The organism is aff. Roholtiella sp. LEGE 12411 (assembly GCF_015206995.1).
GTDB lineage: Bacteria > Cyanobacteriota > Cyanobacteriia > Cyanobacteriales > Nostocaceae > Komarekiella.
Genome location: NZ_JADEXR010000199.1, coordinates 1 through 9425, shown reverse-complemented (window position 1 = coordinate 9425; position 9425 = coordinate 1). Strand labels below are relative to the sequence as shown.

The 9425-nt window shown below is 42.2% G+C and carries 14 protein-coding genes; 13 read left to right on the top strand and 1 reads right to left on the bottom strand.

Annotated features, from left to right (window positions below; translation table 11 throughout):
* Positions 1 to 94: 94 nt before the first annotated feature.
* The 10 genes from nifE (at position 95) to IQ246_RS26835 (ending at position 6912) form a co-directional block, all read left to right on the top strand.
* On the top strand, positions 95 to 1477 hold the full coding sequence (gene nifE / locus IQ246_RS26880; RefSeq protein ID WP_194006353.1) for a nitrogenase iron-molybdenum cofactor biosynthesis protein NifE: 1383 nt from the start codon (positions 95 to 97) through the stop codon (positions 1475 to 1477).
* Between the two features lie 157 nt (positions 1478 to 1634).
* Positions 1635 to 2963, top strand: a complete 1329-nt coding sequence (nifN, locus tag IQ246_RS26875; protein ID WP_194006352.1) for a nitrogenase iron-molybdenum cofactor biosynthesis protein NifN — start codon at positions 1635 to 1637, stop codon at positions 2961 to 2963.
* A 67-nt stretch (positions 2964 to 3030) separates the two neighbouring features.
* A complete protein-coding gene (gene nifX, locus IQ246_RS26870) occupies positions 3031 to 3444 on the top strand; it encodes a nitrogen fixation protein NifX (RefSeq protein WP_194006351.1) in 414 nt (137 codons plus the stop codon).
* Positions 3441 to 3917, top strand: a complete 477-nt coding sequence (locus IQ246_RS26865) for a NifX-associated nitrogen fixation protein (protein ID WP_193195405.1) — start codon at positions 3441 to 3443, stop codon at positions 3915 to 3917. Before nifX ends, IQ246_RS26865 begins: the two co-directional genes overlap by 4 nt.
* Positions 3918 to 4145: 228 nt before the next feature.
* Positions 4146 to 4346 (top strand): CCE_0567 family metalloprotein, encoded by a 201-nt coding sequence (locus tag IQ246_RS26860; RefSeq protein WP_194006350.1) that lies wholly within the window; start codon positions 4146 to 4148, stop codon positions 4344 to 4346.
* Positions 4343 to 4660, top strand: coding sequence for a nitrogenase-stabilizing/protective protein NifW (nifW, locus tag IQ246_RS26855; protein ID WP_194006349.1), 318 nt, complete (start codon positions 4343 to 4345; stop codon positions 4658 to 4660). Before IQ246_RS26860 ends, nifW begins: the two co-directional genes overlap by 4 nt.
* Before the next feature lie 10 nt (positions 4661 to 4670).
* On the top strand, positions 4671 to 5474 hold the full coding sequence (locus IQ246_RS26850; RefSeq protein ID WP_194006348.1) for a HesA/MoeB/ThiF family protein: 804 nt from the start codon (positions 4671 to 4673) through the stop codon (positions 5472 to 5474).
* 255 nt (positions 5475 to 5729) lie between these two features.
* Positions 5730 to 6101, top strand: a complete 372-nt coding sequence (locus tag IQ246_RS26845) for an iron-sulfur cluster assembly accessory protein (protein ID WP_194006347.1) — start codon at positions 5730 to 5732, stop codon at positions 6099 to 6101.
* A gap of 166 nt (positions 6102 to 6267) precedes the next feature.
* A complete protein-coding gene (locus IQ246_RS26840) occupies positions 6268 to 6567 on the top strand; it encodes a 2Fe-2S iron-sulfur cluster-binding protein (protein ID WP_194006346.1) in 300 nt (99 codons plus the stop codon).
* 93 nt (positions 6568 to 6660) lie between these two features.
* A complete protein-coding gene (locus IQ246_RS26835) occupies positions 6661 to 6912 on the top strand; it encodes a FeoA family protein (RefSeq protein WP_194006345.1) in 252 nt (83 codons plus the stop codon).
* 123 nt (positions 6913 to 7035) lie between these two features.
* Here the strand turns inward: IQ246_RS26835 and IQ246_RS26830 are convergent, their stop codons facing one another.
* A complete protein-coding gene (locus IQ246_RS26830; RefSeq protein ID WP_194006344.1) occupies positions 7036 to 7245 on the bottom strand; it encodes a molybdopterin-binding protein in 210 nt (69 codons plus the stop codon).
* Between the two features lie 557 nt (positions 7246 to 7802).
* On the opposite strand from IQ246_RS26830, the gene IQ246_RS26825 reads away from it, so the two are divergent.
* The 3 genes from IQ246_RS26825 (at position 7803) to IQ246_RS26815 (ending at position 9109) form a co-directional block, all read left to right on the top strand.
* Complete coding sequence (locus IQ246_RS26825) at positions 7803 to 7946, top strand: hypothetical protein (protein ID WP_194006343.1); 144 nt, start codon at positions 7803 to 7805, stop codon at positions 7944 to 7946.
* Between the two features lie 251 nt (positions 7947 to 8197).
* Positions 8198 to 8695 carry a hypothetical protein gene (locus tag IQ246_RS26820; protein ID WP_194006342.1) on the top strand — a complete coding sequence of 166 codons (498 nt, stop codon included), beginning with the start codon at positions 8198 to 8200 and terminating at the stop codon, positions 8693 to 8695.
* Positions 8696 to 8911: 216 nt separating this feature from the next.
* Positions 8912 to 9109 (top strand): hypothetical protein, encoded by a 198-nt coding sequence (locus IQ246_RS26815; RefSeq protein WP_194006341.1) that lies wholly within the window; start codon positions 8912 to 8914, stop codon positions 9107 to 9109.
* The last annotated feature ends 316 nt before the right edge of the window (positions 9110 to 9425 follow it).

The window sequence follows — 9425 nt, the reverse complement described above, 5'->3', positions numbered from 1 at the left end:
GGGCATGGGGGATGGGGCATTGGTCATTAGTTGTTAGTTATTCAAAGGACAAATGACAAATGACAAAGGACAATTAACAATTAAGAGAAAAGAGATGAAAATCACCCAAGGCAAAATCAACGAGCTGCTGACTGAGACAGGATGCGAGCATAATCAGCACAAACAATCCGAAAAGAAAAACAAGTCTTGCGCTCAACAGGCACAACCTGGCGCGGCTCAAGGGGGCTGTGCCTTTGATGGTGCAATGATTGCCTTAGTGCCGATCGCCGATGCTGCTCATTTAGTCCACGGGCCGATCGCCTGTGCTGGTAATTCCTGGGGCAGTCGTGGTAGTCTCTCCTCTGGGCCCCAACTCTACAAGATGGGCTTTACGACTGACTTGGGTGAAAACGATGTCATCTTCGGTGGTGAAAAGAAGCTTTACAAAGCAATTTTGGAACTTCACCAGCGCTACCAACCAGCGGCGGTGTTTGTTTACGCTACTTGTGTTACAGCCCTGATTGGCGATGATATTGATGCTGTGTGCAAAACTGCGGCTGAGAAAATTGGTATTCCTGTTGTCCCAGTAATTGCTCCAGGATTTATTGGGAGCAAAAATCTGGGGAACCGTTTTGGTGGTGAAGCTTTGCTGGAATATGTCGTTGGTACAGCAGAACCAGAATACACTACGCCCTATGATATTAATTTAATCGGCGAATACAACATTGCCGGGGAAATGTGGGGAGTAACACCACTGTTAGAAAAATTAGGCATCCGTATTTTGTCTAAAATTACGGGCGATGCTCGCTACGATGAAATTCGCTATGCCCATCGTGCCAAGCTTAACGTGATGATTTGCTCACGAGCGCTGCTTAACATGGCGAGAAAGATGGAGGAGCGCTACAACATCCCTTACATTGAAGAGTCTTTTTACGGCATCGATGATATGAATCGCTGTCTGCGAAACATTGCCGCTAAATTAGGCGACACTGATTTGCAAGAGCGGACAGAAAAGTTGATTGCAGAAGAAACTGCGGCTCTAGATTTGGCGTTGGCTCCCTATCGTGCTCGACTCAAAGGTAAACGGGTTGTTCTGTATACCGGAGGTGTCAAGAGTTGGTCAATTATCTCGGCTGCTAAGGACTTGGGGATAGAAGTTGTTGCTACCAGTACTCGGAAAAGTACGGAGGAAGATAAAGCCAAAATCAAGAAGTTGATTGGCAACGATGGCATCATGCTAGAGAAGGGCAACGCTCAAGAATTGTTACAACTGGTTAAAGACACTCGCGCAGATATGCTGATCGCTGGTGGACGTAACCAATACACTGCTCTGAAAGCTCGAATTCCTTTCCTCGATATTAACCAAGAACGCCATCATCCTTATGCAGGTTATGTGGGAATGATTGAGATGGCACGGGAACTGTACGAAGCTCTTTATAGCCCGATTTGGGAGCAAATACGCAAACCCGCTCCTTGGGACGAGGAGGAGGCAGTTTAATGGCTCTTATACCCTCGTTCCCAGACTCCGGTTGGGAACGCATTCCTGAAGGCTCTGCCTTCTTTTTAGAGCAGATGAGGCAGAGCCTCACTGTCAGCATTCCCCGGCGGAGCCAGGGAACGAGAAAGTCCGCGCTGTGGAATGAGGAGGTATTGTAATGGCGATCGTTACCACATCTAACAAAGCACTGACAGTTAATCCCCTGAAGCAAAGTCAAGCTTTGGGTGCATCCTTGGCCTTTTTGGGATTGAAGGGGACTATACCTCTGTTCCACGGTTCACAAGGTTGTACTGCTTTTGCCAAAGTTGTTCTGGTGCGACATTTCCGAGAGGCGATTCCCTTAGCTACGACAGCGATGACGGAAGTTACCACCATTTTAGGTGGTGAAGAGAATGTGGAACAGGCACTTCTCACGCTGGTAGAAAAGTCCAACCCAGAAATTATTGGTTTATGTACCACGGGGTTGACTGAAACTAGAGGGGATGACATTGAGGGCTTTCTCAAAGAAATCCGCGATCGCCATCCTGAATTGAATGATTTGGCGATCGTTTTTGCCCCTACCCCAGATTTTAAAGGTGCCCTGCAAGATGGCTTTGCTGTTGCTGTGGAAAGCATAGTTAAGGAAATTCCTCGGCCAGGTGGACTCAGAACTGAACAAGTCACGATTTTGGCGGGTTCTGCTTTCACACCAGGAGATGTACAGGAAGTCAAAGAGATGGTTACAGCCTTTGGACTAGTACCAATCTTTGTACCTGATCTTGGCGCTTCTCTAGATGGACACTTAGAGGATACTTATAGTGCAGTTACAGTTAGTGGGACTACCTTAAAACAGCTACGAGAGGCAGGTAGTTCTGCCTTTACCCTAGCATTGGGTGAAAGTATGCGGGGGGCTGCCAAGATTCTTGAAGAACGCTTTGGCACACCTTATGAGGTGTTTGGCGAACTGACTGGATTAGAACCTGTGGATGAGTTCTTGCAAGCATTGGCAATTCTTAGTGGTAATAGCGTCCCAGAAAAATACTGCCGCCAACGCCGTCAGTTGCAAGATGCCATGTTGGACACTCACTTTTACTTCGGTGCTAAGCGAGTTTCCCTAGCCCTGGAACCAGACTTGTTGTGGTCAATAGTGTGTTTTCTGCAATCGATGGGAACTCAAATTCATGCTGCGGTGACAACCACGCGATCGCCATTACTAGAAAAGCTCCCCGTTAAAAGCGTCACCATCGGCGATTTGGAAGACTTTGAGAATCTAGCAGCCGGGTCTGATTTATTGATTGGTAACTCAAATGTCAGAGCGATCGCTAAACGTCTTTCGGTTCCTTTATATCGTCTAGGTTTGCCCATTTATGACCGCTTAGGTAATGGTCAATTTACCAAAGTAGGCTACCGAGGCACAATGGAGCTTTTGTTTGGTATTGGTAACTTATTTTTAGAACAAGAAGAGTCATTAGTTAAGAGTCAAGAGTCATTAGTCAAGAGTCATTAGTTAAAGTTAATTACTTGGGAATTTTGACCCTGGACTTCGCAAAGCGGTAGACAAAGGATAAATCAGGATGAAAATTGCCTTCACGACGAGTGACCGAGTTCATATTAATGCTCACTTCGGATGGGCAAGAATGATTGATGTTTATGAAATTTCCGATGAGGGATATCACTTCCTAGAAACCCTCAATTTTGAAGGCGACCTGAAAGAAGATGGTAACGAGGACAAAATCACACCAAAACTTGACGCAATAGTTGACTGTACGATTGTTTACGTAACAGCAATTGGTGGGAGTGCGGCGGCTCGTTTGATCAAGAAAGGTGTCACCCCCGTTAAGGCGCGATCGGAAGAGGAAGAAATTAGCGAAGTCCTAAATAAGCTAGTAAAAACCCTCAAAGGCAACCCTCCGCCTTGGTTGCGTAAAGCTTTACAGCAAAAACCCTCAAATTTTGCCGATGAAGTTGAAGATGAAGCAACAGTATGACCACAAATAATAGTGTTAACGGAACTGCTACAACCGAAGTCTTGAACTCGCCTTTTCTTAAGGTATTAATTAAACAAATCCGGGGTCAAGATAGTTATGGAGTTTATCGTAGTTGGTCGGATGAGTTAATTCTTAAACCTTTTGTTGTTAGCAAACAAAAGAAGCGTGAAATATCTGTTGAAGGTGAAGTTGATCCGATAACTCAAGCTCGAATTATGGCATTCTTTCGAGCTGTAGCCGCTGGTATTGAACAGGAAACAGGTTTGATATCTCAGGTTGTAGTTGATTTGAGCCATGAAGGATTTGGCTGGGCGCTGGTCTTTTCTGGGCGTCTTTTGCTAGCCGTAAAAACTTTGCGAGATGCTCATCGCTTTGGCTTTGACTCGCTAGAAAAACTAGCAGAAGAGGGAGAAAATTTTGTCCAGAAAGGGATTAATTTGGCAAAGCGTTTCCCGGAAGTGGGCAAACTTTAATTAGTCATTGGTCATTGGTCATTGGTCATTGGTCATTGGTCATTGGTTATTAGTCATTAGTCATTAGTCATTAGTCATTAGTCATTGGTGATTGGTGATTGGTGATTGATCATTGATTATTGGTAAAAAAAATGACTAATGACAAAGCGCAAAGTCTGATCTAAGGCTTCCTTAGATCATAACTTTGTAAGAGAGGAGAGAGGAGAGAGGAGAAAGGACAAAGGACAAATGATAATTGAGGAATTAAAAGGTCAGATTAGACGCCTCAACAGCAAAGCAGGTCAAATGAAAATGGATCTGCATGATTTAGCAGAAGGGCTGCCAACAGATTACCAGCAACTTATGGATGTTGCAGCTGCGACTTATGAAATCTATCGACAGTTAGATGAGCTTAAGCAACAGCTGAAAAAATTGGAGAATGCTAAATGACTGGAACTATTGACGAATTCAAGCAGCTCGTAGATACAGAGGAATTTCTGAAGTTTTTTAACCTGCCTTATGACCAAAAATTTGTGAACGTAAATCGTTTACATATTTTGAAAAAGTTTTCTCAATACATCAAGGAAATTGATGATAATTCTCCTGAATTGAGTCAACAAGAGAGACTAAATCAATATTCTCTAGCTTTGCAAAAAGCTTATCAGGTATTTCTCGAATCAACACCGCATGAACAAAAGCTGTTCAAAGTGTTTAACGACAAGCCGAAAAATGTAGTCACACTGACAGAAATCACTTCTGATTAGGAGGTAAAAATTGGTAAACCTGACGCCTACCGAATTAGAACGCTATCGTCGCCAAATGATGCTCCCGAATTTTGGCGAAGTAGCACAGAAGCGCCTGAAGTCAGCGACTGTTCTGGTTACAGGTGTGGGGGGATTAGGCGGTACGGCGGCGCTTTACCTAGCAGTGGCGGGCGTCGGACGGCTAATCTTAGTCCGGGGTGGTGACTTGCGGCTGGATGATATGAATCGTCAGGTTCTCATGACGGATGATTGGGTAGGTAAGCCAAGGGTATTTAAAGCTAAAGAAACTCTGGACGCTATTAATCCTGATGTCCAAGTGGAAACTGTTCATGATTACATCACCTCGGAAAATGTAGATTCGTTGGTGCAATCTGCTGATATGGCTATCGACTGCGCCCACAATTTTACGGAGCGCAATTTGCTGAATGAAGCTTGTGTGCGCTGGCGTAAGCCAATGGTAGAAGCTGCAATGGACGGGATGGAAGCTTACCTGACTACGATTATTCCTGGTGTGACTCCTTGTTTATCCTGTCTGTTTCCAGAGAAGCCTGATTGGGATCGGCGCGGCTTTTCGGTTCTAGGTGCTGTTTCTGGGACACTGGCTTGTCTAACAGCCTTGGAAGCTATTAAGCTGATTACTGGGTTTAGTCAACCTCTATTGTCGCAATTGCTGACAATTGATCTGAGTCGGATGGAATTTGCTAAGCGCCGTTCTTACCGCGATCGCTCTTGCCCAGTATGCGGTAACAGCGCACCTTGGAGACAAGCGCAATCCAAACCGATGGAACCCAGCAGTATTGCACAAAATAGTTAATTTGCGTCATTAGTCATTGGTCATTGGTCATTGGTCATTAGTTACTTGTACTGAGTGACTCGTGCTGAGCATCTCGACTTCGCTCATGGAGCCGGAGCCGAGGTAAGTCGTTGGTGCAGCCTCTGGTAGAGCAGTATTAGTCATTAATTAACTAAGTCTTTACAACCAACAAAGGACAAATGACAAATAACAAATGACAAATGACAACCCACACCTGAAATCAAAACAAATAATCGCTACAATTCAGGAGATTTGATGACCGTTACTTTGTCAGAAAAAGCAGAATTTCATCTACGAGCATTCCTGCGAGGTTCAGCCCCCGACGCCAATGGCGCAACCAAAGGTGTTCGCATCTCTGTGAAAGATGGTGGTTGCAGTGGCTACGAGTATGCGATCGATATCACTAGCAAACCACAACCCGATGATTTAGTAATCCAGCAAGGTAAGGTACTCGTTTACGTTGAGGCCAAAAGTGCGCCTTTATTAGAAGGCGTTGTAGTTGACTTTGTTGAGGGAGTGATGGAGAGCGGCTTTAAGTTTGTCAATCCCAATGCAACTGATACCTGCGGTTGTGGAAAGTCTTTTAAAGCTGGTGACTGTACGCCTACTGGAACGCCCTGTAGCTAATACTATTTGGGACTTGGGAAGACACAAGTATCAAAGTTTTCCTTAGTTCCGTTAGCATCAAATCTCACTGTGGCGGCTTCTCGTAAATGCTCAAAGAGTAGGACAGGGAAACTCAAAAGCTTCGGGAATTAAATCTAATTGTATAACCTTTGAGGAGAATCGCAAAATGGCCAGCTACCAAGTTAGATTGATCAGCAAAAAAGAAAACTTCGACACCACAATTGAAGTTGACGAAGATACTACCATTTTGGCAGCAGCAGAAGAAAATGGTATTGAGTTACCTTTCTCTTGTCACGCAGGTTCTTGTTCTAGTTGTGTTGGTAAAATCGTTGATGGGGAAGTCGATCAATCTGATCAAATTTTCCTAGATGACGAGCAGATGTCGAAAGGATTCGCTCTGCTATGCGTCACTTATCCTCGTTCTAATTGCACGATTAAGACACATCAAGAGCCTTATCTCGTCTAATCCTAGCAATCTTTGAAATCTTAGTTTAAACAAGGATGAAGGATAAAACATTCTTCATCCTTCATCCTTCATCCTTTATGTTTAATAGCTGAAATGTTTACTCCTTTTAGCGTGACTGGCTGCTCATTAGAATTATTGAAAGTGGGAGAACGAGGAATCATCACTTTTTGCAATAGTCAGGATGAAACCATATTGAAAAAACTAACATCAATGGGAGTGACACCAGGTACTACTATCACTTTAGAACAGCATTTACCTTCTTTAATTATCAAAGTTGGAAATACATCTTTACCAATGGATTGGGAAAGTGTTCGCGCTATTTACGTCCGCGTTGTTGCTAGTTAAAAGAAACTATAGCTATATATTTTTATGTTCAAAAACTCTAATAGACAAGGGCAATAGTGTATAAAAACGCAATTTAACAAAAGAGACAAAGCGACCTACTAACAAAGGTAAGTCGCCGATTTTTCAATCAACAGCAACTATTACATCAGATGCTTTAATCACAGCATAAGCTTCTTTACCTTCTACAAGTCCCAGCTTTTCTGCTGATGATTTGGTGATTATTGAGACTAGCTCTACTCCTGGCGCAAGTTCTAAAGTTATCTCGGTGTTAACCGAACCAGGCACAACTTTTTTGATAGTACCCTTAAGAGAGTTGCGAGCGCTAATTTCCATCTTTTGCCTATTTTTTAGTTATTTACGTAAATCACGTTAGCAAAATACGGTTTTGAAAAGGAAGTTTTTAGATATATCTTAATAAATATTAAAGAGATACAGTTAATATTTGTGTATGATTAAAAAGAATATTTTTTATAAAAAATAATTAAGTTTAAGCGTTTTTAAGCACTGATAGTTAATTGCCTAAATGTAGCCTTTTATAGACATGGCTAGCATTTAATAAGGTCTGTAAGCGACTAATCAATACTTATTGGTTAAAGGGCAAAGGAGAAAAATAGAAGGTTTAAATTCACCTTTTATACCTTCCATTTAAACATTTTTCCAGCTTAAGTGCTTGCTGTAGCTGAGTGACTTGTTCCAAAGTTAAAAAGTTTTTGGCTGGTGGTGGCATATTTACTTTCAATCGGTTCCGCATTTATATTATGCAGCTTAAATGCCGATTAGCTTATTTACACTTTAGCCCTGATAGAAGTTCTGGGGAGGTTTTAGTTAAGCGATGATCTGAGCCATTTTAAATTTTAGAAAAATTTTTAGGGTTTGAGGCTAAATACGGCATGACAAAGTTAGATATAACCCTGCTGTCTTTCCCTACAAGTTGCGATCGCTCTGAAGTCAACCCAGAACAAAAGTTCTTGAAAGGTAGATTACAAGCTGATTTCGGCGGATTGTATTCCCAAGCAGAAATCAAGGACTGGTAAGGTTTCTAGAAAACTTTTCGGTCTACTGACGTTAATATCAAGCGTTTGCCACTGATAAAATTGAGGCACGGATTGCTCTTTATTTACGTAGTCAGGACTTACGCAACTGGCACATTGCGATCGCCACAATTTATGCCATCCACTCCACCCACCAAAAAATTATTTCATGGGCGAAAAATCAATTATGATAATCATGGATGTGACAAGATCTCAAATTTTTTAGAACATTTTTTGTGTTTAGGGGAATAGAAATGGCTGCTAATATTCAAGACAAAGAGAATTTTTTAGGTATTTTGTGGTTGTTTAAGGAAAGGTATGGTTTTAAACAGCTTCCATCAGACATGGCTTATGAAGCTTACTTAAAATCGCTTCTTATTTGTGCTAATGGTGATGGAACACTAACAGATGAAGAAAGAAATTGGGTGATTGGATATGGCTGTGCCTACAATTGCAACCCTGCAATCATTGAACAACTAAAAGTTTACAAAGCTGATGAAGATATAGAGGCAGTCATTAGTGGAGATTTTGCAGCTAGTGATTCACGACATTTCCTGATTTATGATGCGATGCACGCTTGTTCTGCTGATGGAGAATATAGTGAAGAAGAAAGGTCTGTAGTTCTCAAAGGAGCAAAGAAACTTGGTATTTCTGAAGACACATTTAAAGAAATTGAACAAATCTATTTAGAGACAGTCCAACTCCATGAAAAATTGCTGGCAGTGATGTTTCCCAATGGTGCGCCTTTATAACTTAACATTTTTAGGAGTGCCAAATTGCTCTAGGACTTACGCAATTGGCACACAAGGCTTCTGGTATAAGATGTAGAGACACCGAATGGGGGGATAGGGGATAGGGAATGAGAAATGGGAAAAAAGGGAGTTAGAGGTGTACGCAGTTCTTTAATCAAATAGGAATCCTATAGCACAGTGAAATTTTAGGAAACCCACAGGTTTTACTCAAGAGCGATGCCTAGGTTGGGCTACGCCTATGCAGATCCGGCTAATGCCCACACTGGGTTGCACCAGGCACTTCATGAACTGCGACACGGTTCGGTGACTAAAGCGAAGCAAATATTAGCTCGACAGATTGCAAAGAAGAGCGAATGTGAGGCGTGCTGCTGTAGTTATGCAGATTCAGGTATTTACGTGATGCGATCGCTATGAGTCAACCCAATTTACAACCCGAATACCAGGAATCTGTCTAAAATGGCGAAGATTTCGTGTGACTAAAGATTTGCGGCATTTTGTCACTGGCTGATCCTCCCTATATAAAGCTTGCATAAACTTGATATTTGCTTGTGCAGAAATATCTTAAATTTATACATAAAATTAACTTATGTATTTTTTAAGCACAATACGATATCACACAATTATCACTGTCACAAAAAGGAGTTGCGTTTTTGACAACAGAGCAATGCGCTTTCGTCAATAAACAAACGAAATTTCAAAAGATGTCGAATTTTTAATAGGCGAACAAAAT

What these genes read in the sequence shown, in the direction of transcription:
- IQ246_RS26830 (WP_194006344.1), bottom strand. Translation starts at nt 7,245, where the DNA reads ATGGAAATTAGCGCTCGCAACTCTCTTAAGGGTACTATCAAAAAAGTT.
- IQ246_RS26815 (WP_194006341.1), top strand. Translation starts at nt 8,912, where the DNA reads ATGCCTAGGTTGGGCTACGCCTATGCAGATCCGGCTAATGCCCACACT.
- IQ246_RS26820 (WP_194006342.1), top strand. Translation starts at nt 8,198, where the DNA reads ATGGCTGCTAATATTCAAGACAAAGAGAATTTTTTAGGTATTTTGTGG.
- IQ246_RS26840 (WP_194006346.1), top strand. Translation starts at nt 6,268, where the DNA reads ATGGCCAGCTACCAAGTTAGATTGATCAGCAAAAAAGAAAACTTCGAC.
- IQ246_RS26860 (WP_194006350.1), top strand. Translation starts at nt 4,146, where the DNA reads ATGATAATTGAGGAATTAAAAGGTCAGATTAGACGCCTCAACAGCAAA.
- nifW (WP_194006349.1), top strand. Translation starts at nt 4,343, where the DNA reads ATGACTGGAACTATTGACGAATTCAAGCAGCTCGTAGATACAGAGGAA.
- IQ246_RS26845 (WP_194006347.1), top strand. Translation starts at nt 5,730, where the DNA reads ATGACCGTTACTTTGTCAGAAAAAGCAGAATTTCATCTACGAGCATTC.
- nifN (WP_194006352.1), top strand. Translation starts at nt 1,635, where the DNA reads ATGGCGATCGTTACCACATCTAACAAAGCACTGACAGTTAATCCCCTG.
- IQ246_RS26825 (WP_194006343.1), top strand. Translation starts at nt 7,803, where the DNA reads ATGACAAAGTTAGATATAACCCTGCTGTCTTTCCCTACAAGTTGCGAT.
- IQ246_RS26865 (WP_193195405.1), top strand. Translation starts at nt 3,441, where the DNA reads ATGACCACAAATAATAGTGTTAACGGAACTGCTACAACCGAAGTCTTG.
- IQ246_RS26835 (WP_194006345.1), top strand. Translation starts at nt 6,661, where the DNA reads ATGTTTACTCCTTTTAGCGTGACTGGCTGCTCATTAGAATTATTGAAA.
- nifX (WP_194006351.1), top strand. Translation starts at nt 3,031, where the DNA reads ATGAAAATTGCCTTCACGACGAGTGACCGAGTTCATATTAATGCTCAC.
- nifE (WP_194006353.1), top strand. Translation starts at nt 95, where the DNA reads ATGAAAATCACCCAAGGCAAAATCAACGAGCTGCTGACTGAGACAGGA.